22 protein-coding genes, 1 tRNA gene and 4 pseudogenes are annotated in these 26,706 nt (G+C 42.7%); 18 read left to right on the top strand and 9 right to left on the bottom strand.

Annotated elements, in window-relative coordinates; all coding sequences use genetic code 11:
- Positions 1-121: 121 nt before the first annotated feature.
- Genes VZ94_RS31725 through VZ94_RS06335 form a run of 4 tightly spaced genes read left to right on the top strand, consistent with a single transcriptional unit; the run spans position 122 to position 4,348 of the window.
- On the top strand, positions 122-1,468 hold the full coding sequence (locus tag VZ94_RS31725; protein WP_338040269.1) for an AMP-binding protein: 1,347 nt from the start codon (positions 122-124) through the stop codon (positions 1,466-1,468).
- A gap of 29 nt (positions 1,469-1,497) precedes the next feature.
- Positions 1,498-2,169: an AMP-binding protein gene (locus tag VZ94_RS31730; protein WP_338040270.1), complete on the top strand. Its 672-nt coding sequence runs from the start codon at positions 1,498-1,500 to the stop codon at positions 2,167-2,169.
- Positions 2,170-2,179: 10 nt separating this feature from the next.
- The gene (gene lplT / locus VZ94_RS06330; RefSeq protein WP_045778594.1) at positions 2,180-3,364 is read left to right on the top strand and encodes a lysophospholipid transporter LplT; all 1,185 of its coding nucleotides are present in this window, start codon (positions 2,180-2,182) and stop codon (positions 3,362-3,364) included.
- A 6-nt stretch (positions 3,365-3,370) separates the two neighbouring features.
- Positions 3,371-4,348 (top strand): GGDEF domain-containing protein, encoded by a 978-nt coding sequence (locus tag VZ94_RS06335; RefSeq protein ID WP_045778595.1) that lies wholly within the window; start codon positions 3,371-3,373, stop codon positions 4,346-4,348.
- 236 nt (positions 4,349-4,584) lie between these two features.
- Here the strand turns inward: VZ94_RS06335 and VZ94_RS06340 are convergent, their stop codons facing one another.
- Complete coding sequence (locus tag VZ94_RS06340; protein WP_045778596.1) at positions 4,585-5,190, bottom strand: TetR/AcrR family transcriptional regulator; 606 nt, start codon at positions 5,188-5,190, stop codon at positions 4,585-4,587.
- A 94-nt stretch (positions 5,191-5,284) separates the two neighbouring features.
- Positions 5,285-5,361 (bottom strand) — tRNA-Asp (locus VZ94_RS06345).
- A 130-nt stretch (positions 5,362-5,491) separates the two neighbouring features.
- Here VZ94_RS06345 and polA point away from each other — a divergent pair.
- The 5 genes and pseudogenes from polA (at position 5,492) to VZ94_RS06370 (ending at position 12,077) form a co-directional block, all read left to right on the top strand.
- Positions 5,492-8,207, top strand: a pseudogene (polA, locus tag VZ94_RS22315) (DNA polymerase I).
- A gap of 448 nt (positions 8,208-8,655) precedes the next feature.
- Positions 8,656-9,279 (top strand): hypothetical protein, encoded by a 624-nt coding sequence (locus VZ94_RS26845; protein WP_204369064.1) that lies wholly within the window; start codon positions 8,656-8,658, stop codon positions 9,277-9,279.
- A 453-nt stretch (positions 9,280-9,732) separates the two neighbouring features.
- Entirely contained in the window at positions 9,733-11,229 is a 1,497-nt protein-coding gene (locus VZ94_RS26850) for an ATP-dependent DNA helicase (RefSeq protein ID WP_204369065.1), read from the top strand.
- Between the two features lie 222 nt (positions 11,230-11,451).
- A complete protein-coding gene (locus VZ94_RS06365) occupies positions 11,452-11,706 on the top strand; it encodes a type II toxin-antitoxin system HicA family toxin (RefSeq protein WP_045778598.1) in 255 nt (84 codons plus the stop codon).
- 11 nt (positions 11,707-11,717) lie between these two features.
- Positions 11,718-12,077 (top strand): type II toxin-antitoxin system HicB family antitoxin, encoded by a 360-nt coding sequence (locus VZ94_RS06370; RefSeq protein WP_045778599.1) that lies wholly within the window; start codon positions 11,718-11,720, stop codon positions 12,075-12,077.
- A gap of 48 nt (positions 12,078-12,125) precedes the next feature.
- On the opposite strand, the gene VZ94_RS06375 is transcribed toward VZ94_RS06370, so the two are convergent.
- From VZ94_RS06375 to VZ94_RS06390, 4 genes are all read right to left on the bottom strand, one after another.
- Entirely contained in the window at positions 12,126-12,446 is a 321-nt protein-coding gene (locus VZ94_RS06375; protein WP_045778600.1) for a nucleotidyltransferase family protein, read from the bottom strand.
- A complete protein-coding gene (locus tag VZ94_RS06380) occupies positions 12,443-12,874 on the bottom strand; it encodes a nucleotidyltransferase substrate binding protein (protein WP_045778601.1) in 432 nt (143 codons plus the stop codon). The genes VZ94_RS06375 and VZ94_RS06380 overlap by 4 nt, the downstream gene beginning before the upstream one ends.
- Positions 12,875-13,004: 130 nt before the next feature.
- Positions 13,005-13,370 carry a winged helix-turn-helix domain-containing protein gene (locus VZ94_RS22320; protein ID WP_052700266.1) on the bottom strand — a complete coding sequence of 122 codons (366 nt, stop codon included), beginning with the start codon at positions 13,368-13,370 and terminating at the stop codon, positions 13,005-13,007.
- A gap of 169 nt (positions 13,371-13,539) precedes the next feature.
- On the bottom strand, positions 13,540-14,763 hold the full coding sequence (locus tag VZ94_RS06390; protein WP_239649687.1) for a POT-type proton-dependent oligopeptide transporter: 1,224 nt from the start codon (positions 14,761-14,763) through the stop codon (positions 13,540-13,542).
- A gap of 136 nt (positions 14,764-14,899) precedes the next feature.
- Between VZ94_RS06390 and VZ94_RS06395 the strand changes: the two genes are divergently transcribed.
- Together VZ94_RS06395 and VZ94_RS06400 are read left to right on the top strand one after the other, a co-directional pair.
- Positions 14,900-15,400, top strand: a complete 501-nt coding sequence (locus tag VZ94_RS06395; RefSeq protein WP_045778602.1) for a low molecular weight protein-tyrosine-phosphatase — start codon at positions 14,900-14,902, stop codon at positions 15,398-15,400.
- A 12-nt stretch (positions 15,401-15,412) separates the two neighbouring features.
- Entirely contained in the window at positions 15,413-16,156 is a 744-nt protein-coding gene (locus tag VZ94_RS06400; RefSeq protein ID WP_045778603.1) for a dienelactone hydrolase family protein, read from the top strand.
- A gap of 27 nt (positions 16,157-16,183) precedes the next feature.
- Here the strand turns inward: VZ94_RS06400 and VZ94_RS06405 are convergent, their stop codons facing one another.
- Together VZ94_RS06405 and VZ94_RS06410 are read right to left on the bottom strand one after the other, a co-directional pair.
- Positions 16,184-16,672, bottom strand: coding sequence for a cupin domain-containing protein (locus VZ94_RS06405; protein WP_045778604.1), 489 nt, complete (start codon positions 16,670-16,672; stop codon positions 16,184-16,186).
- A gap of 116 nt (positions 16,673-16,788) precedes the next feature.
- A complete protein-coding gene (locus VZ94_RS06410; protein ID WP_045778605.1) occupies positions 16,789-18,462 on the bottom strand; it encodes a formate--tetrahydrofolate ligase in 1,674 nt (557 codons plus the stop codon).
- Between the two features lie 164 nt (positions 18,463-18,626).
- On the opposite strand from VZ94_RS06410, the gene VZ94_RS06415 reads away from it, so the two are divergent.
- The 7 genes and pseudogenes from VZ94_RS06415 (at position 18,627) to VZ94_RS06445 (ending at position 25,237) form a co-directional block, all read left to right on the top strand.
- The gene (locus tag VZ94_RS06415) at positions 18,627-19,010 is read left to right on the top strand and encodes a hypothetical protein (RefSeq protein WP_045778606.1); all 384 of its coding nucleotides are present in this window, start codon (positions 18,627-18,629) and stop codon (positions 19,008-19,010) included.
- Positions 19,011-19,137: 127 nt separating this feature from the next.
- Positions 19,138-20,827: pseudogene (gene pyrG / locus VZ94_RS06420) on the top strand (CTP synthase).
- A gap of 17 nt (positions 20,828-20,844) precedes the next feature.
- A pseudogene (gene kdsA, locus VZ94_RS06425) lies at positions 20,845-21,680 on the top strand (3-deoxy-8-phosphooctulonate synthase).
- A 171-nt stretch (positions 21,681-21,851) separates the two neighbouring features.
- On the top strand, positions 21,852-22,310 hold the full coding sequence (locus VZ94_RS06430) for a hypothetical protein (RefSeq protein ID WP_045778607.1): 459 nt from the start codon (positions 21,852-21,854) through the stop codon (positions 22,308-22,310).
- A 74-nt stretch (positions 22,311-22,384) separates the two neighbouring features.
- A pseudogene (gene eno / locus VZ94_RS06435) lies at positions 22,385-23,666 on the top strand (phosphopyruvate hydratase).
- Positions 23,667-23,759: 93 nt separating this feature from the next.
- Complete coding sequence (locus tag VZ94_RS06440) at positions 23,760-24,029, top strand: septum formation initiator family protein (RefSeq protein ID WP_045778608.1); 270 nt, start codon at positions 23,760-23,762, stop codon at positions 24,027-24,029.
- On the top strand, positions 24,026-25,237 hold the full coding sequence (locus VZ94_RS06445; protein ID WP_045778609.1) for a hypothetical protein: 1,212 nt from the start codon (positions 24,026-24,028) through the stop codon (positions 25,235-25,237). Before VZ94_RS06440 ends, VZ94_RS06445 begins: the two co-directional genes overlap by 4 nt.
- 63 nt (positions 25,238-25,300) lie before the next feature.
- On the opposite strand, the gene mutY is transcribed toward VZ94_RS06445, so the two are convergent.
- Complete coding sequence (gene mutY / locus VZ94_RS06450; protein ID WP_045778610.1) at positions 25,301-26,620, bottom strand: A/G-specific adenine glycosylase; 1,320 nt, start codon at positions 26,618-26,620, stop codon at positions 25,301-25,303.
- Between the last annotated feature and the right edge of the window lie 86 nt (positions 26,621-26,706).

The following is a 26,706-nucleotide window of genomic DNA, read 5'->3' on the forward strand; positions in this document are numbered from 1 at the left end:
TTTTTTTTGTGAGTCATATCATGTTAAAGAAATTTTTTATATCATTTATTAAAGCTGCTTTATCGGGTTGAGGTCGTGGGTTTAGAGCATTATTACCAAGCTGGACCGCGCGTGTTAATCATTGCCAACCATACGTCGTTTTTTAGATGCGTTGTTATTAGGTGTGTTTTTGCCCGACAAGGTGACGTTTGCGATTAATACGCATATATCTGAGCGTTGGTGGTTAAAGCCGTTTTTAGGCTTGTCACAAGTGTTTAGAATGGATCCTACGCACCCGTTGTCGTTAAAAGATTTAATACATCATTTGCAAAAAGACAGTAAAACAGTCATTTTCCCCGAAGGGCGACTCACAGAAACAGGTTCGTTAATGAAAATTTATGACGGGCCTGGCTTAGTGGCCGAGAAATCGGGGGCTAAGGTTTTACCCATTCGCTTTGAAGGTACGCAATACAGCCATTTTTCTAAATTGCGTAATATTGTACGTTTGCGTTTGTTTCCGAAAATTACTATGCATATTTTGCCGCCCGCGACGATTCCTGAGCATAGAGAATTAACCGGTAAAAACCGTCGTAAATTATCAGGTCATATTTTGGCTGACATCATGACCGATATGATGTTTAAAACCAGCCATTATCAGCAAAGTATTTTTTCTTGTTTATTAGAAGCGCGCGCAATTCATGGCGGTAGTCATGTGATTGCTGAAGATTTAGAACGCAACCCGGTGACTTATGACCAGGTAGTGACGCGTACATTGGCATTAAGTAGCTTGCTAAACGCGATGACCCAACCCGGTGAGTATGTCGGGGTTATGTTGCCTAATTCGACTAAAACCTTGTATGTGGTGTTGGCGTTGCAGTATTTAAAGCGCATTCCAGCAATGTTGAATTTTTCAACTGGCGCTGCGGGTATGGTGTCTGCCTGCCAAATTGCACAAGTGAATACGGTGTTAACTTCACGCAAATTTATTGAAATGGCTAAGCTTGAGTTAGAGGCTGAATTATTAAGTCAGCAAACGCGCTTAGTGTATTTAGAAGATTTAGCCGCATCGTTGTCTTGGCAGGATAAGCTCAAGGCCTTGTGTTTAGCGAAAACCACTGATATTTGGTATGACCGTGATGCTGATAAGTCGGATGCCCCCGCCGTTGTATTGTTTACTTCGGGTTCTGAAGGTTTGCCTAAAGGCGTGGTGTTATCGCATAGCAATGTGTTGGCCAATCATCAGCAAGTCGCGGCAAGAATTAGTTTTACGCCGCAAGATGTGGTGTTGAATTATTTGCCAATGTTCCATTCGTTTGGCTTTACCGTCGCGACGTTATTGCCGGTTATGGCGGGGATGAAAGTATTTTTCTATCCAACGCCACTGCATTACGCCGTGATTCCTGAAATTGCCTATGAAATTAGCGCGACGATTTTATTTGGTACCAATACTTTTTTTGCGGCTTATGCAAAAAAAAGCACACCCGTATGATTTTTATAATGTGCGTTATGTGGTAGCTGGTGCGGAAAAAATTGCAGGAAACCACTCGGCAAGTTTGGATGGATAAATTTGGTATAAGGATTTTAGAAGGGTATGGTGCGACCGAAACAGCGCCGGTTGCCGCCGTTAATACGCCTATGGATTATAAGGCGGGTACGGTTGGGCGATTATTACCGGCAATGGAGCATCATTTAGAGCCCGTTGATGGTATTGAAGATGCGGGGCGTTTACACTTATATGGGCCAAATATCATGTTAGGTTATTTATTAGCCAGTGCGCCAGGTGTGTTAGTTCCGACTGAATCTATCTATGGTAAAGGCTGGTATGATACCGGTGATATTGCTCATATCGATGAAGAAGGTTTTGTCAGTATTCGTGGCCGCAGCAAACGCTTTGCTAAAGTCGGTGGTGAAATGGTGTCATTAACCGCAGTTGAGCAATTAGCTAGCAAAACCTGGCCTAATGCTATGCACGCTGCAGCGAGTTTGGCGGATGTGAAAAAAGGCGAGCAAATCTTCTTATTGACTACGCAGCAAGGTGCCACCTTAGCAGAATTAATAGCGCATAACCCTGGTGTTGCGTCAATTTTATTACCTAAAAAAATTCTGGTCGTTGCGGCTATCCCTGTATTGGCGAGCGGTAAGATGAATTATCCAGCCATTACGGATTTGGCCAAACAGTTAACAAGCTAATGGTTTTGATATGAGCAAATTAATTTACCCGTTGTTGGTGGCGCAGTTTCTATCGGCTTTTGCCGATAATGCGTTGTTGTTCAGTGTTATTGCGATTGTGATGAAGGCGGGACACGCGGAAACTTGGTATATTCCAGCGGTGCAAAGTGCATTTACTGTGGCTTATGTGATATTAGCGCCTTGGGCGGGTGAAATTGCCGATACTCATGCCAAGCCGCGCGTATTATTAGTCGCGAATTTGATTAAAGCGGTTGGCGCGGTGTTGTTGCTAAGTCATGTCGAGCCTATTATCGCTTATAGCATCGTTGGCTTAGGTGCTGCGACCTATAACCCGGTTAAATATGGTATTTTGCCAGAACTCGCTGAGCATCATTATTTGGTGAAAGCGAATAGTCTTATGGAAGGCTCGACGATTTTAGCGATTTTGCTAGGTATGGTGGTTGGAGCCAAAGTTGCCGATTATTCTATACCGATAGCGTTAGGTGGGTGCGCGGTTTTTTATGTTTTATCCGCCGTATTAACTGTGGTGTTGCCGGCAGGTAACATTAGAAAACCAACTAAAGATGCAAAAATTATCGCGTTTGCACGGGAAATTAAGCTGTTTTTCAAAATTAGAGGTTCGACGTTTGCCATTTTAGGTGGTGGTTTGTTTTGGTTGGCCGCCGCAACATTACGTGTGATTTTAATCGCTTGGGCGCCGTTGGTGTTGTTGTCAAAAAACGCGACGGAAATCGCAGAGTTGACGTTTTTCTTAGCAATCGGTATTGTGGGCGGTTCGGCTATTGTGCCACGGTTAATACCTCTGGAAAAATTAGCGCGCGCCCGCATTCCTGCGTATATTATGGCGATGTTTATTGTTGGTTTAGGTTTAACCGATAGTTTATGGCCTGCGCGTATCGTGTTGTTGTTTATCGGCATGTTGGGTGGTATGTTTATCGTCCCAGTTAATGCGCGCTTACAAGAATTAGGTAAGCACAGCATAGGTAGTGGCCGGGCGGTTGCTTTGCAAGGTTTTTTTAATAATATCGGTATGTTATTAGGTGTAGGCTGTTATAGCCTAGCCGCATCTAAAGGCGTAGATCCGATAGAAGCCATGATGGCATTAGGTTTTTTAGTTTTAGCAGGCACTTTTACTGTTTCTATAGGGTTGCGTACGCGCGTTCAGGCGAATACACCCGGTCATTACGACACATAAACTCACATGATTGAAACGACTCTATTCACACCGGCAGAAAGCCAGGTATTAAGCAATTCACCGTTGTTTAAAGGTATTGATTTAACGACTGCGTATCCGTTTATGCAGCATTGGTCGATTAGAGAAATTACCATAGGGCAAATCCTATTATCGCCTATGAAAGATAATAAGGAGCTGCTGATATTGCTGGAAGGCGAATGGGTTGTAACAATTTCGGCAACGTCTAATCGTCCATTAGCACGAATATTTCCAGGGCAATGTGTTGGTGAGTTGTCGATTTTAGATGATCAACGACCTAGCTCACATGTTATTGCGACGCATAATAGCCGGTATTTGGCGATACAGCGCGATGAGTTATGGCGTTTTCTTTGTGCTTATCCCATGGCTGCGTTGAATTTATTACGCATTATGGCAACGCGCACGCGTGATAAAAGTGAGCTGTTAGAGTCTAGTTTAGGGTTATTGCACGAATACCGGGTTCGCGCTGAGACAGATACCTTAACGGGTTTACACAATCGTAATTGGTTGATGGATATTTTTCCGCAGCAATTAGAGTTATCGATGCGGATAGGTCAGCCTGTCGTGCTCATGATTATTGATGTCGATTTTTTCAAAAAAGTTAATGACGGCTTCGGACATGCAGTGGGTGACCAGGTATTGAAGCATATTGCAATCTTAATGCAAACTGACATACGCGCGACCGATTTGTTAGCGCGCTATGGTGGGGAAGAGTTTGTCGTTATGATGCCCGCGACTTTATTAGTAGAAGGACAGGCTTCGGCAGAGCGGTTACGCAAGCGTATTCAAAAAACGCCTATGCCGATAAATGATACCGACTCAATTAATCTGACTATATCAATTGGTTTAAGCGAATGTTTAACGGGTTGGACGCTCACGGATTTATTAAACGCCAGCGATCAAGCGTTATACATGGCAAAAAATAATGGTCGTAACCAAGTCGTTTGCTGGAAAAATCCTTTTTAGCGGTTACCAACTTAAGACGGGACAGGCCATTCAGAACGCATAACGCCAGGGATTGCGTGTAGTAGGGCAACGCAGGAGTAGTTGCCGAGGACGTCGTAAATACGTCCCTGTAGGCTTGGCGGCAGCATCCATGCTGCCGACACCTGAAGCTACAAGGATGTGGTGAATGCAGAAAACGCCGGGAGCAGTTTTCTGTCGCTCTAAACGCCCTGTCCCATCTTAAGTGTGTAGTCTTTTTAGCTTTTGTGCTTTTGTGTCCAGCCTAGTAAAAAGCTTCGCGTAAGCAGCACGACGGAGGTGTCAACGTCGTTAATGCCCACTGTTCCTAGGGTGCCGTTGAGCGAGAGCGAGCAAACACCATGAACACCAGCCCATAACGTGCGCGCTGCTTGACGTTTCTCATCTTCGCTAGCGTGCTCAGATAATGCAGTAAATTGTTCTTCGACGTGTTTGAAAATAGCATCAACTTTAGCTTGATACCATGTGGGTACTTCGGCTTCGTCGGGAAGGCGAAACTCAAAAATTAATCGCCACCGGTTTAAGTTGTTGTGCGCATAGTGCAAATAGGTTTTTGCGTACAGCTCAAGATAGGTTTCTTCGTCAGTCAGTACGGCGTGTTTAAGTTGCTCAGCCATTTGATCTAACGTTAGTGCGTTGATGTGCAGCACTAAATCGGCCATATTTTGAAATACCATATAAATACTACCTACGGTATAACCTATTCTGCCGGCGATTCTGCGCATGGTTAAGCCATCAAAGCCGCGTTCAACAACAATTTTCTCTGCTGCTGATAAGACCATTTCTCGAATTTGTTCCTGACTATGTTCACTTCGTCTGGCCATGCTTAACGTGCTTGATAAGAGATGGAGGTATGCGCTGTGTTATGTTAGCTAGGTGTATGGGCGTAGTTGGTATTACGACCATAAAGACGGGGAATGGCGAAGCGGACGGGGCTCGAACCCGCGACCACCGGCGTGACAGGCCGGTATTCTAACCAACTGAACTACCGCTCCGTTTTAGGAATCGCGTATTCTAAAAGGTTTTCAGATTTAGTCAAGTTTTTGTTACACTGCAACCGCACTTAAGGCGTTGACCGCGCCGTTATACCCTTCATTTCACTATCAATTCGTAGCCATTCAACTTATGTCTGAAACAAACAAGCAAGTCGTGCTTATCGATGGTTCGTCGTTTTTATTCAGAGCCTTTCATGCGGTACCACCGTTAACTAGCCCTGAGGGCGAGCCTACCAATGCGGTTTATGGTGTGTCGAACATGCTGCGCAAATTATTAGCCGAATATCAAACCGAGTATTTTGCCGTAGTGTTTGATGCGCCGGGCAAAAAACTTTAGGCACGAATTATACGCCGAATACAAAGCGCATAGGCCGCCTATGCCTGATGACTTGCGCGTGCAAATTCAGCCATTGCATGAATTAATTCGCGCCATGGGATTACCATTGATTAGCCATGACGGTGTTGAGGCTGATGATGTGTTAGGGTGTTTGGCAATAAAAGCCGCGCAAGCCGGATTTCAAGTGGTCATTTCTACCGGCGATAAGGATATGGCGCAACTGGTTAATGAGCAAATCATGTTAGAAAACACCATGTCCGACACGCGTATGGACGTGGCCGGTGTGGTTGCTAAATTTGGCGTTAAGCCAGAACAAATCATCGACTATTTAGCCTTAATTGGCGATAGCGTGGACAATATCCCAGGTGTGCCCAAGGTTGGCCCTAAGACAGCCGCTAAGTGGTTAGAACAATACGGCACTATCGACAACTTGCTGGCTCACGCTAATGAGATTAAAGGCAAAATAGGCGATAACCTACGCGCGAGTATCGAGCAACTGGTGTTATCCAGACAATTAGCGACCATACAGGTTGATTTGGCTTTGCCTTATGCATTAGATGATTTAAAAAAGCAAGCCATTGATACCGCTAGATTAACTGAACTTTTAACTCAGCTTGGTTTTTCGTCGTGGTTGAAAACCTTAAATCAACAGCCGTTAGTCACAACACCTGTACAAGCCAGTTTAGTCGAGGACAGCTTAATACCAGACTATGAAGCCGTATTAACACAACAGCAGTTCGATACTTGGCTACACGAATTAATGCAGGCACCGGTCTTTGCGTTTGATACTGAAACCACCAGTTTAGATTACATGACCGCCGAAATCGTTGGTGTTTCGTTTGCTGTGACGTCTGGCAAGGCTGCGTATGTGCCGTTAGCGCATGACTATCCTGGCGTACCTGAACAACTTAACCGCGATCAATTACTGACCGCGCTAAAGCCGTTATTAGAAAGTCCTGAGCACTTAAAGTTAGGGCAAAATCTAAAATACGACAGTCATGTCTTAGCTAATCATGGCATTCAATTACGCGGTATTGCGCACGACACCATGCTAGCCTCTTATGTGCTAAATAGCACGGCTAGCCGACATAACATGGATGATTTAGCCAAATATTATCTAGGTATCACGACCATAGCGTATGAATCGGTGACGGGCAAAGGTGTTAAGCAAATCGGTTTTGCTGATGTGCCAATAGAGCAGGCCACACCTTATGCGGCAGAAGATGCGGATATAACTTTGCGTTTACATCGCGTGTTACAACAGAAATTAAGCCAACACGCTAAATTGCACCAACTTTATACCGAGTTAGAAATACCGTTAATAAGCGTGTTGGCGAGAATAGAGCGCAACGGTGTGTTGCTCGACACCGATATGCTGGCCAAACAAAGCTTAGAGTTATCTGACCAAATTATTGCCTTAGAGCGACATGCGCACGACTTAGCCGGGCAGCCGTTTAACCTAGGCTCGCCCAAGCAAATTCAAGATATTCTTTACGAGCAACAAAAACTGCCCGTGTTAAAAAAGACGCCTAAAGGTCAGCCTTCTACTGATGAATCCGTGTTACAAGAATTAGCGCTTAGTTACCCATTGCCCAAAGCAATTTTGGACTATCGGTCTTTAAGCAAATTGAAGTCAACCTATATCGATAAACTGCCGCAACAAGTGGATGCCAAAACCGGGCGCATTCACACCTCTTACCATCAAGCAGTCGCCGCTACCGGGCGTTTATCGTCGTCAGACCCTAATTTACAAAACATTCCCATTCGTAGCGAAGAAGGCCGGAAAATTCGGCAAGCGTTTATTGCTCCAGCGGGTTATCAGTTAGTCGCCGCCGATTACTCGCAAATCGAATTGCGTATCATGGCGCATTTATCCGCTGATGCGGGCTTATTACATGCATTTAGCGCGGGCTTAGATGTGCATAAAGCGACTGCAGCCGAAGTCTTCGGCGTTGAGCCTGAACGCGTGACACAAGACTTAAGACGCTCGGCAAAAGCGATTAATTTTGGATTGATTTACGGCATGTCATCGTTTGGACTGGCTCAGCAACTCGGTATTACCCGCGCTCAGGCACAAACCTATATCGACATGTATTTTGACCGTTATCCGGGGGTTAAACAGTATATGGATTCGACGCGCGAACTGGCGCGTACCCAAGGCTATGTCGAAACCTTGTTTGGTCGGCGCTTATACTTGCCGGACATTAACGCTAAAAATGCTGCCTTACGTCAATACGCCGAACGCACCGCCATTAACGCGCCCATGCAAGGCACGGCGGCAGATATTATCAAGCGTGCGATGTTAGCCTGTGACCAGTGGCTAACTTCGACTCAGTCTGATGCAAAAATGATTATGCAAGTGCATGATGAGTTAGTGTTTGAAGTCGCCGAGTCAGTATTAGACAAAAGCATTGCAACGATTCGAGAACTGATGAGTTCTGCTGCAGTATTATCGGTGCCGCTGGTGGTTGATATAGGCGTAGGGGCGAATTGGGAGCAGGCACATTAAGTGCTGTAATTATTTACAAGCGTACAAGCCTAATTAAGCTGCTTAGATGGCGGGTGTCAATGTATAACTCAGGCTATAAAAATATTGCTAACATCTATAGTGTGCAGTAATATCGTTAAGAAAAAATAAGCACTAATCGTAAAACACACCGATGAGTGTGTAATCCGTAACATTTAAAATGGTGTCTGATTAACATTAGCCGTCTCCTGGTTTCTGGCCAGGACTTTCAATGCCTTATCTACAGGAGAATCCTGCTTCGTATTAGAAGGCAACAAAAAAAGGAGAAATTTTAGTGCCAGATCCATCCACTGCACTTTATAAGATAGACCGTCAAATATTGGTCATAAATAAGACTATTTGCGACAGTATCAACAAGTTTGATTCTTCAGAAAGGGGTTTCCTTTCCCAAACGATTTTGGCTCACCTGCGAAACTTCGTAGAGCATACAATGCTTAAAATATACGCCGTTACAGAATTAAAAGTTCTGGATGTTGACGACAATTATGACAATATTTGTAAATCAATTTTGTTTGTGAAAACAAGGGGGAATCTGAAATTTCTGCGGAAGTTCCATGACTTCCTACAAATCTCGACATCTCACTATACCCTTGAAGAGGAAAGTTCAGAACGGTTAATGTTGAAATATTATGAGTACCTTCTTAGAACCAAGGCTTTCTTGAAAGCCGAGTATTCACTTGAGGTTTTAGAAAATCTGGATAAGTTTCCTATCAACACAGATTCTACCCTTAAAAAATATCAAGAGAAAATTGCCGAAAAAGTAAATTGGCATAGCTCTGCCGATCAAAGAAATACAAGAGCTGACATATTTTATATACATAAAATCAAACCGTTTTTTGTAAGTCAGAAGATTTATTATGAGGTTACATTTACACCTGCTAGCGAAAAAGCAAGCAAGTTTGACCGAGTCATTGCCTTTACCACTTTAGACATCTCCCGTTATTATGCAGTAAGGCTATCTCTGATTGATGACACTATTAATATTCTCGGTCAAACCATGTCTATATTTATCATCATCAATTGGGAAAACGTCGATTCGACCATGCGAGATTAACAACTTTTCTCGCATCACTAACTATCATCTGGATATAAATCGAAGCAATACTGAATACCGTAAATTAATGAGATATTTAACAGATACGGGGTTTAGCTTAGTTGATATTGTAGACTTACCCGATGAATATTTTCAGAATGTCAAACTGAGCATTATCCCGTACGAAAACGCAACTGGCTTTTTTGATGTACTCGATCAATGCCGTAATATCATAATAAATAATAAAGCCGGTAGTAATGTAATGAGATATTTACTTTATCACTTGAATAATGGCGTTATAAAAAGTCAGCTTGATAGCATCAATAGGCGCTTATCTAATCTCCATTTAAGCTTAGTTGCATTCCATTTGACGATATGCCTTTCAATTCGTCATTGATAGGACACAATCCTAAACTTTGGGATGTATTTGATTGTATAAATTCTTCAAATAGAAAACATGAAATATTTGCGAGGATGATCAAAAATAATACAGAAATTAACGGTCAACTATTTACTGCTATTAAGGATATGCCTGGCTTTGATGATTTCCAAAATGTTATCGATACATACAACAATGCCTTATATCATAAACATCAAGGGCGCAAATTGGAGATATATAAAGATCATGTATATATCAAAGAATACAAGGATGACACAAAATTTATCATTGATAAACTGAACGAATTAGCAAATAGCGGCGTTTCAAATTACGCTAATTCTGTCAATGCTTGGCTTCAATCAAATGTTCACATAATTGACTGCGACGACAAAAAGAAAGCTCTTGTTCATATGTTTGAAAAATCAAGAGTAGCAGTAATATACGGTTCTGCTGGTACTGGTAAATCTACGCTGATCAATCATATCTCTCATTTCTTTTCTGATAAAAGTAAGCTATTTTTGGCGAACACCAATCCAGCTGTTGATAATCTAAAAAGAAGAGTTAATGCTTCAAATTGTAATTTTTCCACAATTACAAAGTTTATAAAAAAGCAACGAGTGGCTACAGAATATGATTTACTGATTATTGATGAATGTAGTACTGTCAGCAACCAAAATATGCGGTTAATATTAGAAAAAGCAACTTTTAAGCTTTTGGTATTAGTTGGTGATATTTTTCAGATAGAATCAATTCAATTTGGAAATTGGTTTAGTATTGCTCGTAGCTTCATTCCAGTAACTTCTACATTTGAGTTGACAAAACCGTATAGAAGCAACAGCCAATATCTACTTGAATTGTGGAATAGAGTACGAAACATGGATGAAACAATTCTAGAGCTTCTCACAAAACAAGGTTATTCAACTACTTTGGACGCTTCTATTTTTGAACCCGCTGAGACTGACGAAATTATCCTTTGCTTAAACTATGATGGCTTATATGGGATTAACAACATAAACCGCTTTTTGCAGGAAAATAATCCGAATCAATCTATACAGTGGGGACTTCAATTATACAAAATAAACGATCCGATATTGTTTAATGAATCTGAGCGTTTTGCTCCTCTGATTTATAACAATATGAAAGGCAGAATCGTTATGATAGCGATTTTGGAGAATCAAGTTCAGTTTGATATTGCACTCGATAAGGTTATTAACGGGATGGATGTTGACAATTACGATGGCTTAAGTCTTCTAGAGAATTCAGCAGATGGAAATTCAGTAATTCAATTTTCAGTTGATAAATATAAAACTACTGACGATGATGACGATGGCACTTCTTCGGCTGTGGTTCCGTTTCAGGTGGCTTATGCTATCTCGATTCACAAGGCACAAGGCTTGGAATATAACTCTGTTAAAATTGTTATAAGTGATGAAGTCGACGAACTTATTACTCACAATATCTTCTATACTGCAATCACCCGAGCAAGGGAAAATCTCAAAATATATTGGACACCTGAAGTTGAGAATAAAGTTTTGAATAGCATCAAGCCCAGAAATTACGGTAAGGATGTTGCTCTATTAAAGGCAATTTAAAAAGGCTTCAAAGCGGGGTTCGTCACGGTCAATAACTGGTATAACTGGAGTCAGAGTAATTTATTGCTGCTTTATTACTTTGACCCCGGCTATTTCACTTACTCATAGCTGACTTACCGTAACGTTAGGTGGCTAAATAAAAAATTGACACTATGTATGGGAATAAATGAGAATGTGTAACCGTTTTATAGTTACAAAAAATTATTTCTTTGGATAAAAGCTATGGCAAAGCATGAAAAGGCGCTTGCTAAACTTTGTTTGACACCGCCTTCTTCGGATATAAAGTGGAACGAACTGAAAAGCGTATTAGAGCATCTTGGCTATGAGGAAAAAAGAGGTAGTGGTTCCCGCAGAAAGTTTTATCACAAAGAAAAAAACGCTCTTATTATTTGTCACCAACCTCATCCATCCCCAGATGTTGATAAAGGCTGCATAGCAGACGTCATAGAACATCTAAAAACTTATGGATTTATATAGGGTTACATAGTATGAATATTCTTAAATACAAAGAGTATGAAGGTACTGCGGAAATAGATACCGATAGACAGGTTTGCAGGGGAAAAATACTCTTCATTAATGACCTCGTTACCTACGAGGCCTCAACCCCAGCAGATTTACAAATAGAATTTCAAAATGCTGTCGATGATTATTTAGAAACGTGTCGAGATTTAGGCAGAGAAGCGCAAAAGCCTCTAAAAGGTCAGTTCAATGTTAGGATTTCACCAGAATTGCATAAGCAAGCAACATTAAAATCCATCCGCGACAACACGTCTCTTAATGACGTGATGAAAAAAGCATTAGAAAGTTTTCTCTATTCGTCACATGAAGTAAATCAAAATCTTAAATAATGGTATGTAAAAGGGGGCAGAGTAACAGTTAATCAGAATAACTAAGCTTCAACGTTTACGCGCAGCATTAACGCCCAATTCGATAAAGCCGTTTTGAATAGTGGTTTTAAAATTATCTGGAATTTCATCCCAAATCAATAAATCGACGTTAAAAGGCAAGTTGCTTTCTTCTAGGGCTTCTTGCAAGGCAAAGACTTGAGATCGTTGTGACGGCTTGCTAAATACCACTAAATCGAGGTCAGAACTGGGGCGGGCGTTGCCTTTTACCCGTGAACCAAATGCCCAGACGCGGATACCGGGTATAAACTGTTGCATCAATTGCATTAATAGCGCTTGCTGGGTCGGCGTTAGGTCTAGTATCGGTGTCATGACCATGATTCTCCGGTCAGGGTTTGGTACAACTGGGTGGCATCGGCAATAAAATCGGTCATGAGTGCCAAAGCGATTTTCGCTTTTTCGCCATCATAATCATGAGCAGTTTGAATACGTGCATCGGCGTAACTTAACCATTGTTCGGTCGCTACTTGAAGTAAAAGGTTTTCTGCGGCGATACGGAAAATGGGCTTAGGGCTGTTGGGTACTTCGGGCAGTCCCAAGATTTCAATTAAATAGCGTTTCAAATGTTTCCAAACGCAGTCATAGCAAGTCTCGAAGCGTTGAATGACTGATTCTGCTATGGCTTCTTTATCTAATTCCGATAAATCTTTACGGTGTGCAGAGTTTTGATAATTGGCAAACTGTAATTCCAATTGGCGCAGAGATTTTTTGAATTTTGAGTAATCTATGCTGGTTTGCATCTGAACTCGCTTGATAGCTGACAAATCGGGCGTGATTAACAAGAGATTGTAGTGAGCTCTTTATATTGGAGTCCAAAACATGTTTTGGACTCCAACAAAAAGCGGGTGTTACTTCGGTTTTGCTAGTCTCTTATTTCAACGCAATCGTTTCCACGCGGTCTTGTACCGTTAAAGTGATTTTATCTTCTTGTGCTAGCCAACCTATGCTGCGTTGTATGACTTTTTCTTCTTCCTCTAATTCTCTGACCAGCTTTGCGACTGAGGAAGAGCCATTTGCGGACAAGTAGCGCCAGATATTGCCAGCCGTTAAGCCAATGCGTTCAGGCATGGGTAGGGTAGAGGTTTCAATACTGGCTTCCGGTGCTGGTTCGGTAACTGCCGGTGCTGGTGCTGGTTTTTTGGCCGGTGCTTTGGGTTTTTCTGTAACCGTAGGCGCTTCGGCTTTTACTTTGCTAGGTTTTTTGTCGGATTCAGGGGTTGCTTTGGTTTTTTTCATGGTTAATACGTCCAATTGCTAGAGGAAGAGGATAAAGTTTTGCGCTATTATTCATGGCTTAGCGTCGAATGCCAATAAGTTTTCTCGGTATAACGCCGACTATATAAGCTGAAGATGAGTGCTGTTAATAACATTAAGCCGGTAAATAAGCCAAAATAAGTCGCCCCCGTTAGCCAGGTAGGGCTTGCGCTATGCTCAAGTATAAAATTAATAAGCTGGTCAGTAAATTACCTACGCCAACTGAAGCTAAATAAAATGCCATGATAAGCGATTTAATTGCATAAGGGGCTTGGGTGTAAGAAAATTCTAAGCAAGTCACCGAAATCATGATTTCTGCGGCGGTTAATAATACATACGCCGGTAATTGCCACGCTATGCTCAGCATCATTCCATGGTCAATCTGTAGCTGAACCCAGGTTATCCAGGCAAATGCGAGGGCAGCGATAAATAAACCGATAGTCATTTTATTCATATACGTCAAAGGCCAATAGTGATTAAGCCGTGGATAAAGCCACTGATAAAACAACGGCGTTAATAACATAATTAACAAAGGATTAGCCGCTTGTAATTGCGCGGGTAATAGTGTGATGCCGAAGATTTGGTTATGTAAATGCTCAGCCTGTAATACCCATGCAGAGCCAATTTGATCGAATAATGACCAAAACACGGCAATGAAGCCATAAATGCTAAGTAACGGAATAACAGTTGTTGTACCGGTATGTTTTAAGCTAGCGTAGATAGCCTTAAACCCCGCAGCCGGTATGTGGACGAAACGATAACGCCCTGACCAAAAAATGAATGTTGCTAGCGCCATTAAAACACCTGGCAAAGCAAACGCAACGGCTGCGCCATAGTGTTCGAGTAACCAAGGCACTAATAGCATTGAGATAAATGCTCCAGTATTAATTGCGAGATAAAACCAGCTAAACACGCTATTAAGCTTAGCTTGGTTGCTGTCGCTAAATTGGTCGCCTAAATGTGCCGATACACAGGGTTTAATCCCGCCCGCACCTAACGCGATTAAACTTTGACCTACTAATAAACCAGTACGCGTAATATCGAGTGCTAAGACAAAATGACCCAGGCAATAAACTAACGATAAAAGGATAATCGTGCGATATTTGCCTAAGCAACCGTCGGCTAATAATGCACCGAAAAATGGTGTCAAATAGGTAATGGCAATGAATAAATGATAATAAGCGGTGGCGGCTTCCGGCGACATTAAATCTGGTTGACCGTGTGCATCGACTAGATAATGCGTCATGAAGACTATTAAAATAGCGCGCATACCATAATAACTAAAACGTTCTGCCAGCTCATTAGCAATAATGAATGGAATACCTTCGGGAATAGTTGCTGAACGAGAAGGTGTCGTGCGATAAGATGAATTCACAAAGCCTCGGTGGTGTTGTCTAGTCTAAATTCGATGATTGTGACACACCACACGTTGCAAATATAACCTATGAGCTGGTTGAATTTCTGTGTGTTAAGGTTTAATCAAACTGTCTTTTGTTTTTATATGGAATAATATGAATAAAATCAATGTATTATTTGTTTGTATGGGTAATATTTGCCGCTCACCCACGGCTGAAGGTGTGTTTACTAAGCTAATTGATGAAAAAGGCATTGCGGAGCGCTTTGTTGTCGATTCGGCAGGAACTCATGCTTATCATGTCGGTGATGCACCCGATCTACGTGCACAGCGTGCTGCACGTGAACGTGACATAGATATTTCATGTTTAAGAGCTAGACGCGTGTCTGAAGCGGATTTTGAGACGTTCGATTATATTTTAGCGATGGATGACGATAACATGAGCTTGCTAAGCCAAATGTGTCCTAGTCATCATCAGCATAAAGTACGCTTATTTTTGGAATTTGCATTAAATACCCAAACACGCGAAGTGCCTGACCCTTATTATGGTGGCCCGGCTGGTTTTGAGCGGGTGTTAGATTTAATTGAAGATGCGTCAATAGGCTTTTTAAGCTATTTGCAAGAAGTTCGCAAACTGCCTTATATAGCCAGTGTTTAGTAGGGGGATAACATGGCGATTATTAGTAATACCGTTAATTATTTAGATGAAGATACTGTGTTAGAGGCGCTGTTTGCTGTCGATGATGCGCAATCCGGGCCGAGACCTGCCGTGTTAATCAGTCATGCCTGGGGTGGGCGGGATGCCTTTGTAGCTGAAAAAGCGCAGCGTTTGGCCGAGCTGGGTTATGTCGGTTTTGCGCTAGATATGTACGGTAAAGGCGTGTTAGGGACTACGCCTGAAGAAAACGCAAAGCTTATGCAACCCTTTATCAATGATAGGGCGTTGTTACAACGGCGGATACTGGCGGCGCTAACCTCCGTTAAGAATTTACCTTGGGTTGATAGCAGAAGAATCGCTGCGATTGGCTTTTGTTTTGGCGGCCTGTGCGTATTAGATTTAGCGCGTACCGGTGTTGATATTCGTGGTGTAGTCAGTTTTCACGGTTTATTCATGCCGGCTGAAAATATTCAAGGTACGCCGATTAATGCAAAAGTATTAGCGATACATGGTCATGATGACCCTATGGTGCCCGTTGAGCAGGTCGTTGCGTTAGAACGCGAACTCACCGAAGCCGGTGCCGATTGGCAGTTATTAACGTTTGGCCATACTATGCACGCGTTTACCAACCCGGCGGCTAATAATCCTGATTTTGGTACTGTGTATAAACCGTTAGCCGATCAACGCTCTTGGTTAGCGATGAAGAGCTTTTTTAGCAGAGATTTTTGTTTAAGAATGGACGTCGTAGGCTTTTAACAGCGTAGGGTAAGCCCTGTGTGTACCCTATTCATAAATCTGCCCGTTTGTTCTGCTAAATAGCCAGGTTCCTTCTGGGTTACGAGCTTCTAAATCTTCTTCCGGGTAGGTGACGCAATCGCCTAGCGTTCGGTCACCGATTTCTAAATACCAAACATCTTCTGTGCTTTGATTGATTATCCTATGCGCATTGCCGGTGCCGGCGGGAAACCCGGCACACATGCCGGGTTGTAACAACGTATCGCCGTCGTCGGTTTGCAAGGTTGGGCAACCTTGGATGATATAAACAAATTCGTCTTGTTTTTCGTGCGCATGACGTAACGCGGAGTGTGCGCCAGGTGCGAGTCGGGTTAGGTTAACGCCAAAATTTGTTAACCCGAATGCGTCACCGAGTGCGCGTTTTTCTCGGCCAGCTAATAAATCGCCGATTTTATCGGTAATTGCCGTTGGGTAAGCCGATTTTTTCGCGCGTGGTTGCACGTCTTGCGCATGAACAGCGATTTGTTTTTCTGTCATCTAAGCCCCTTGTTATCGTTACTGGTTTTGGCTAACAACGTAAGGCAGGACAGGGTATTCAGGACGCCGTATATACATCCCTAAATACCCCTATCCCTACTAAAGTGTGTAGTCCTTTAAAATAAACCGCTAATTCGTCCGTCATCATCAATATCAATACGCTCTGCGGCAGGTATTTTAGGCAGACCGGGCATTGTCATCATGTCGCCAGCAATAGCAACAATAAAGCCCGCGCCATTGGCTAAGCGCACTTCGCTGATTTCAACGGTATGGCCTGAAGGTGCGCCTTTAGCGCTGGGGTCGGTGGAAAATGACATTTGCGTTTTAGCCATGCAGATAGGAAAACGACCGTAATCCGTTTGCCAAGCCTTTAGCTGCGCTTTGACTTTAGCGCTTGCCGTAACGGTACCCGCACCGTAAAGTTTGGTGGCAATCGTCGTGATTTTGTCCCATAAGCTTAACTCATCATCGTAAACATAATTGATGGTGGGTGGATTATTATCAACCACGTTCGCCACGGCTTGCGCTAACGCTTCAGCACCCGCTCCGCCGTGCGCCCAATGTTTAGAAATAACGCAGGTGGCGCCTAATTCTGCACAGCGATTGCTTAACCAGTTGAGTTCCGCTTCGGTATCAAAGCTAAAATGATTAACGCAAATCACGCAAGGCAAGCCGTAATGCTGCGTGATGTTGTGATAATGCCGTTGTAAATTACTAAAGCCTTGTTCTAAGGCGCTTAGGTTTTCTTGATTTAAAACCTCTTTAGCTACGCCGCCATGAAACTTTAATGCGCGTATGGTGGCGACAAGTACCACCGCTGACGGTTTTAAACCGGTCATTCGGCATTTAATATCAATGAATTTTTCGGCACCTAAGTCAGCGCCAAAACCGGCTTCAGTGACGACGTAATCCGCTAATTTAAGCGCTGTTTTAGTCGCGGTTACCGTGTTACAACCATGTGCGATATTGGCGAATGGCCCACCATGAATAATCGCCAAGTTGTTTTCTAGGGTTTGGACAAAATTTGGTTTTATCGCATCTTTTAATAACGCCGCCATCGCGCCGTGTGCGTTTAAGCCGCTGGCATAAACCGGTGTTATTTTGTCGGATTTATAGCCAATGACAATACGACCTAAGCGTTGTTTTAAATCGGCTAAGCTGGTGGCTAAGCATAAAATGGCCATGACTTCAGAAGCCACGACAATGTCAAAACCATCTTCGCGTAAATAGCCGTTAGCGGCACCGCCCATACCTACGACAATATGGCGTAAGGCTCTATCGTTCATATCGACCACGCGTTTCCATTGAATACGTCTTGGGTCAATATCTAAGGCGTTGCCGTGGTTGATATGGTTATCAATCAGCGCTGATAATAAGTTATGTGCAACACCTATGGCATGAAAATCACCGGTGAAATGTAGATTAATATCTTCCATAGGCACGACTTGCGCATAACCACCGCCTGCCGCGCCACCTTTAACGCCGAAACAAGGGCCTAATGACGGTTCACGTAAGCACATGATGGTTTTTTTGCCAATACGGTTTAGTGCATCACCTAAACCAACTGTAGTCGTGGTTTTTCCTTCTCCGGCAGGCGTAGGGCTAATCGCGGTCACTAAAATGAGTTTACCATCCGGTTTATTTTGTAGGCTGTTGATATAATTTAACGATAACTTCGCCTTATAATGACCAATGGGATCTAAATGTTCAGCCGCTATCCCAAATAATTCATGGGCTAAGCCGATAATCGGTTTCATTTTAGCTTGTTGCGCAATCGCTATATCTGACATGGACGCTCTCTGAGATTAAATAAATTTCAATTATACTCATGACGTAGCATCTAGGCATTAGCAATCCTGGTTTCTTTTGCCTATGACTAGACGAATGTGTGCTTACCAGCCACAATAATAGTTGCCATTCTTGTCTTTATATCTTCTCTCTTTGGAGTTCCGTCATGTCTATCGCAAGCAAATTAGTCGTATATACCGCCTTATTAAGCTCATTTAACGTCGCCTTAGCAGGAACCTTAAATAATGGTCAATGGACAGCAAGTTCTTGTAATACCTTGTCTGAGCCACCTGTGCTTGAAACTAACGGTAGCATCGATGATTATAATGCCAGTATAAAGTCGATTAATGATTGGCAGTTACAAGCGCAAAAATACTTTGATTGTTTGACTAAAGAAGCTAATGATGACAGCCAGGCTATCAGTGGCGCAGTTAATCAAGAACGTTCTAAATTTAATGATACGGTAGAAAAGCTTCATGCCGAAGCGGCCGCTTCGAGCTTCAATAGACAACCTGCTGCAGAAGCTGCTGAATCAACTGACTCTGAGTGATATGGCAAGGTTTTGCTTAAAAATTCCATCACAGCGCTTAAAGTCTTATGACGAATAGCGCCAAGTCGATTAAAATGCACAGCTTATCTTTACGCCCCCTGTTTTTCTCAGTTTCGTATCAAACCACATGACAAAATTTATCTTCATTACCGGCGGCGTTGTCTCCTCGCTGGGCAAAGGGATAGCGGCTTCTTCATTAGGTGCTATTCTTGAAGCGCGCGGCTTAAAAGTCACGATGACTAAATTAGACCCTTACATTAACGTCGATCCAGGCACTATGAGTCCGTTTCAACACGGCGAAGTGTTTGTTACCGAAGACGGTGCGGAAACCGATTTGGATTTAGGTCATTATGAGCGTTTTCTCAAAACGACGATGACCAAGAAAAATAACTTTACTACCGGACAAGTTTACGATTCGGTGCTAAAGCGCGAGCGCAAAGGCGAGTATTTAGGCGCGACGGTGCAAGTTATTCCACATATTACCGATGAAATAAAAAACCGCGTTTATCAAAGTGCTGGGCTGAAAAGCGCGCCTGGGCAACTCAACAATTCATTAAGCCCTGGCTCAACTGAGCCACAAATCGATATAGCGCTAATTGAGGTGGGTGGTACGGTAGGCGATATTGAATCATTGCCGTTTTTAGAAGCCATTAGGCAAATGCGTTTCGAGTTAGGTGCTGAGCGTTCGTTATTTATTCATTTAACGCTAGTACCTTATATTCGTTCAGCGGGTGAAATTAAAACCAAACCTACGCAACATTCGGTTAAGGAATTGCGTAGCATAGGTATACAACCCGATATTTTGATTTGTCGCTCTGAGCAACCTATTCCTGCAAGCGAGCGCAGAAAAAATTGCTTTGTTTACTAACGTTGAAGAAAAAGCCGTCATTTCTGCGGTCGATGCGGATTCTATTTATCGCATTCCTCTGATATTACATGAACAAGGTTTAGATGAAATTGTCGTCAATAAGCTTAGACTCGATGTGCCTGCCGCCGATTTAAGCGAATGGCGTAGTGTGTTGAATGGATTGGCCAGCGCTACGACCGAAGTGACGATTGGTATTGTTGGTAAATATGTTGACCATTCGGATGCTTATAAGTCGCTTAATGAAGCGCTGATTCATGCCGGTATTCATACGCGCACCAAAGTAAATATCGTTTATATCGACTCAGAAGTGATTGAAGATGAAGGGGTCGCTAGGCTTAAAACCGTTGATGCGATTCTGGTTCCAGGTGGTTTTGGCGAACGCGGCGTGGAAGGTAAAATCGCTACCGTGCGTTATGCTCGCGAGCATAACATCCCTTATTTAGGTATTTGTTTGGGTATGCAAGCGGCCGTGATTGAATTTGCGCGTGATGTGGCCGGTTTAGAAGGTGCACACAGCACCGAGTTTTTGCCTAAATCGCCGCATCCAGTGATTGGCTTAATTACTGAATGGATGGCTGATGATGGGCAAGTTGAAACGCGTGATGAGAACTGCGATTTAGGCGGCTCTATGCGTTTAGGCGGTCAGCAATGCCATTTACAGACTAACTCGCTTGCGTATTCACTGTATCAAAAGGATGTGATTACCGAGCGTCACCGCCATCGTTACGAATTTAATAACGCGTACACGGACCGATTAGAACAAGCCGGTATGCGGTTTTCGGGTAAGTCTTTAGATGGACGACTGGTTGAAGTCATAGAAATACCGAGTCACCGTTGGTTTTTAGCCTGTCAATTTCATCCGGAATTTACCTCAACGCCAAGAAAAGGCCATCCGTTATTTTCTGGCTTTGTTAAAGCCGCTGTCGAACATCAATCCTCAACTCTTTAATTTTTAGGAAACATGCTATGCAATTATGCGGTTTTGAAGTCGGCTTGAATCAGCCATTATTTTTAATAGCCGGGCCTTGTGTAATAGAAAGCGAACAATTAGCGCTAGATACGGCTGGGCAATTAAAAGAAATGACCACAGCGCTGAATATTCCCTTTATTTACAAAAGCTCTTTTGATAAAGCCAATCGTTCTTCTATGAATAGCTTTAGAGGCTTGGGTTTAGAAACGGGCTTAGCTATTTTAGAAAAAGTTAAGCAGCAGCTAGGTGTGCCTGTGCTTACCGATGTACATGAAGACACGCCGTTAAACGAAGTCGCTGCGGTGGTCGATGTTATGCAGACCCCGGCGTTTTTTTATGTAGACAAACGAATTTTATCCAAAGCGTCGCTGCCCAAGGTTTACCGGTTAATATCAAAAAAGGTCAATTTTTAGCACCTTGGGATATGGCGAATGTTGCTGATAAGGCTAAAGCGACTGGTAACCAGCAAATTATGGTTTGTGAACGCGGTGTATCGTTTGGCTATAACAACTTAGTTTCTGACATGCGCTCATTGGCCGTCATGCGCGACACGGGGTGTCCTGTGGTATTTGATGCCACGCATTCGGTGCAGTTACCCGGTGGTCAAGGCAGTTGTTCCGGTGGACAACGTGAATTTGTGCCGGTATTAGCGCGCGCCGCTGTTGCTGTTGGCATTGCCGGTTTGTTTATGGAAACACATCCTAATCCCGCAGAAGCTAAAAGCGATGGCCCTAACTCATGGCCTATACATAGAATGCGCGAATTATTAGAAACTTTGTTAACGTTGGATAAGGTCGTTAAAAACACGCCGTTCATAGAAACCACGTTATAACACTATAACGGGAAGAAGTGATTCCAATGTATTAAACGATGAGGTCGGTCATTATCAACTCATCACGAGTTTTGCTGGCGATGATACCGCTTCGCCAGTGCTGTTTCCTGAATTAACTATTGATTTGGTTGATTTATTTAAAGATAACGTTTTAATTAACTGTTTCATTGTATGGGTAAAGCGAGTCGAAAAAAACACCAACAACGTTACCAAAAAAACGTGTTAGAAAAATATGGCAATGTAAAATTAGCGGATGCTATTACTCATTTGTGCGAGCCTTATCAGCAAACGTTTGGTGATAGTGATAAGGAATACCGAAATTTAATTGCTTTGACGACTTTATCATGGAATGCGGCTTTAGCCGAAGACATGGAAACAAGACAAAAAGAAATCGATAAATTGCTTAAAATTGTCGTGAAGGAACGAGTACCCCTAGCAGATACTGGCTTAAATGACGAATATAATAAACTAATCGTTTTCATAAGGTCGATTGTTAACGATATTATCACTCGCAAAGAGTTGTATTACCCTAACGATGATCGTGTTATCGTCGATTTTACACTTGGCACAAAAGGCTCGCGCTATCATTTGCAAGTTAAATCTATTATTCCGCAACGGAATGCGGCTTAAATGCTTATTCTTCTTCATTAACGTGCATACATGGTGTTCGTGTATGCCAATATAACCTTGAGACTATCAAAACCATGAGCAAAATCATTGATATTAAAGCTAGAGAAATTTTAGATTCGCGCGGTAACCCAACGGTTGAAGCCGATGTTATTTTAGCATCTGGCGTTATCGCCAGTGCAATGGTGCCATCGGGTGCATCAACCGGTGAGCGTGAAGCGATTGAATTACGCGATGGCGATAAAAGCCGTTATTTAGGTAAAGGCGTGTTAAATGCGGTTAATTTTGTAAAAACTGAAATCCGCGATGCTGTGGTTGGTTTAGATCCGGCTGATCAAGAAGCTTTAGATAATAAAATGATTGCGTTAGACGGTACCGACACCAAAGCGCGTTTAGGGGCTAATGCCATGCTTGCGGTGTCAATGGCTGCTGCACGCGCCGCTGCTCAAGAAGCCGGTCAACCGCTGTATCGTTACTTAAACAAGTCAGGCGAGTTTGTGTTGCCTGTGCCTATGATGAATATTATCAATGGTGGCTCACATGCCGATAACAGCGTTGATTTACAAGAGTTTATGATTCTGCCAGTGGGTGCACCTAATTTCCGTGAAGCGATTCGCTATGGTGCAGAAGTGTTTCATAACTTGAAAAAAGTACTTTCTAGCAAAGGCTTAGCGACTACGGTAGGTGACGAAGGTGGTTTTGCGCCCAATTTATCATCTAACGAAGAAGCCATTAGCGTTATCTTACAAGCGATTGAGCAAGCTGGTTATAAACCAGGCGTAGACATTTATTTAGGTTTAGACGCCGCAGCATCAGAATATTTTGACGACGGTATTTATAACTTAGCGTCAGAAAACAAAACGTATACCTCTGCGGCTATGGCTGACTTTTTTCGTCGATTGGGTGAATAAATATCCAATTATCAGCATTGAAGATGGTTTCGATGAAAATGATTGGGATGGCTGGAAAATCATGACGGAAAAATTAGGTGGTCGTATTCAATTAGTCGGCGATGATTTATTCGTAACAAATCCTGCGATTTTGAAAAAAGGCATTGAGCAAAATATTGCTAATTCCATTTTGATTAAAGTGAATCAAATTGGCACGCTTACTGAAACTTTGGCGGCGATTAACATGGCACATGCCTCAGGTTATTCAGCGGTTGTTTCGCATCGTTCAGGTGAAACTGAAGATACGACAATTGCCGACTTAGCCGTTGCGACCGGTACAGGTCAAATCAAAACCGGCTCATTAAGCCGTTCAGACCGTGTTGCTAAGTACAATCGTTTGTTAAAAATCGAAGAAGAGTTAGGCAGCGCAGCTAAATACGCAGGTCGTAGCGCATTTAGAATGTTATAACCACTCGTAATGTTAGTAGGGTGCGATATGCGCGCCCTACTAATGTCTTTTTGGCTTTGTGCCGTTTCCCTTGCCCTGGCTTAAGCGAAATCCATGAATGTGCTTATTGTCATTTTTTGTTGTCTGTGTGCCCATTTGCAATACCGCTTATGGTTAGGTGAAGACAGTTTTCCTCGTATTGAAGCCGCTGAGCAGCGCTTAGCCTCTTTGAAAAAACAAGTTGAAGAAAAACAACAGCGTAATATGGCCTTATACGCTGAAATTGAAGACTTACGCGCTGGTCAAGAAGCACTTGAAGAGCGTGCACGTAACGAGTTAGGCATGATTAAAGAACATGAAACTTTTTTTCAGGTGTTGGAATGAAAAAGCTTTTTATTCATGCTGGTTTCGACAAATGCGGTAGTAGCTCCATTCAAACATTTTTATGTCAACACGAATTTTATCACTGTCTTAACGGCGACAAGCTGCATTACGCTGCGTTATGGCATGACCGAATTTTATGGGGTAAGGAATTGCTTAAAAACGCTAAGCAACGTCCTCATGGCTATCGCGCGTCTATTCCATTAGCAGCCTTAAGTCCGTCACCACAAGAATACTTTGCAACTATTGGTAAGCAATTACTTGAATTACTAGAGCACTATCCAGTGATTATTTCGCGCGAAGCGTGGAGCTATGAGTTTGAACACTGGCTAAATATCCAGTTTTTTCAAGAACATAATATCGATGTGACCTTTATTTTTTATATTCGCCCTCCGGCTATGTGGTTAAATAGCGCATGGTGGCAATGGGGTGCTTGGTCGGGTTTAGAATTAGATGATTGGCTTGAGCAGTTTTTTGGTGCGGCTGATTATGGCGAGCGTATCCATTCCTTCAACTGTTTAACTTGGGCTAACAGCGTGCATACACGCTTGTTAACACCTGATTTATTAGTCGATTTTACTAAACTGGTTGGCATTGACTTAAATCGCTATCAAGAGCTACAAGTCGTTGCCAACAAAAGCTTGCCGAATAGTATCTTACGGTTTTATCAAACGCATCGCCAATTTAGGCCAGAGCCTCATACACCTAAAGTCGATTTTATTGTTGAAAAATACTTACACCTAGACGGCAAACCTGACTGGATATTAAGCCAACGTCAAGTTGAGCGTATTATTGAGAAATCTAAACTCAACAGTCATTTCTTATTAACCTATATTGATGCTGACCAAAAAGACCAATTATTAGCCGATCAGCGGTTCTGGGATGCAAAAGCGTTTGCTCATCTCGATGTCAAGCCAGTAGATAAGGTATTGCCCAGCTATGAAGACCTAGATGCAATTGCGGTTGCCAGTTTAAATGCGCTGACTTATACCGTGGAAGCATTAGAAGCCTTGAAAGCTGAGCGTAATCCTATCTTCGATAATGCCGATTTATGGCGTGATTTAGCGTTACATGTCGAAAAACAAAACGTTGAGTTGGCATTACAGCTCATGAAGCAGGCTTATAAGTTACGTCCAGATGGCAAATTAATTAACCAAAAGTTAGTGGCTTATGAAGCTCGGTTGACTAAGAAAGCTCAGCAAAAATCTTAATGATTCCTGTAATAGCATTGGTTAATTGCTGAGCCATTGCAATGAAAAGGTAGTTAAGCGAGGTTATTCCTTCGGTGGAGTATAGCCACTTGGCAGAGCATCATTACCCTCAAATAAAAATTTGCGCCGTTCATCCGCCAAAAAAGCTCTTGCTTTAGCATCGTAACTGGTTAGTCGATATTCGTTAATTAACATGGTTTGTTTGCTTAACCACTGTTGCCAGGCTTGTTTGGATATTTTTTCATAAATTTCCTGGCCTTGTTGACCTGGAAACGGTGGATTGTCTAAGCCTTCGGCGTCTATATTCAATTTTGCGCAATGTATTAATCGAGTCATTGTTGCTCTCTCTAAGTTTTGTAATAAATTTTTTATCGGCGCGGCTAGGCCAAGCGGTATGGGGTTGTTTACGTTATACCAAAGCAGCGCGTCGTTTTCCAAAATAAAATGTGTATAGCTTTTCAGGTAAAAACATAAAGGTGTATAGTTTAAATGGAAATGGGAAAAAGTATGGCAGGCTGTGTTTAATGCGTGTTGTTTTAAGATGACTAAATTTTTTAAATGGCACCATTGCTCTGCTTCAGTCGGGGATTGAAATTCTGGCAGACTCCATAATCCTCCCCAAATACCGTTAGTGGGCCGTTTATACAGCAATACTTGGTGTTCTGGTGTGATTGCCAGTAATAAATAAACATGTTTTTCTGGTAAAGCTCGACGTGGTTTAGGCGTTGGGTAGGCATGTACGCAGTTGTTAATATACGCTTGGCAGGTGTTTTGTAATGGGCAATGCCCGCAATTAGGTTTGCTACGAGTGCAAAGTGTAGCGCCTAAATCCATTATAGCTTGGGTGTAGTCGCTTACTCTATGTTGGGGTGTTAAGCTACGGCTAATCTCCCATAGCTGTTTTTGTACTTGGCTTTGGCCAGACCAGCCTGATACGGCGTAGACACGGCTTAATACGCGTTTAACATTGCCGTCTAAAATAGGCGCGCTTTGTTCAAAAGCAATGCTTAGGATGGCCCCGGCAGTTGATTGTCCAATACCTGGTAAACGGGTCAATTCATCTAAGGTGTTTGGAAAATAGCCTAAGTGATGAATAATTTGTGCGGTTTTGTGCAAGTTACGCGCGCGCGCGTAATAGCCTAATCCTGACCAGAGCGCTAAGACGTCATTGATAGACGCTGCAGCCAGCTCGTCAATAGTGGGAAAGCGTGCGATAAACGCGTTGAAATAAGGAATGACTGTGCTGACTTGAGTTTGCTGTAGCATAATTTCGGACAGCCATACTCGATAAGGTGTTTTCGGTTGTTGCCAGGGCAGTTGTTTGCGTCCGTGTTGGTCAAACCAATTGAGTAATTGATAGTGAAATTCGTCTGGGGATAACATAGGATGGTGAGCAACGGGGATGTCTTACTGAGTAGCGTCTTAGCTATTTTGTTTTTGTGAAATAGTTTACACTGTATTACTTAGAG

It is taken from the genome of Methylocucumis oryzae, assembly GCF_000963695.1.
Classification (GTDB): domain Bacteria; phylum Pseudomonadota; class Gammaproteobacteria; order Methylococcales; family Methylomonadaceae; genus Methylovulum; species Methylovulum oryzae.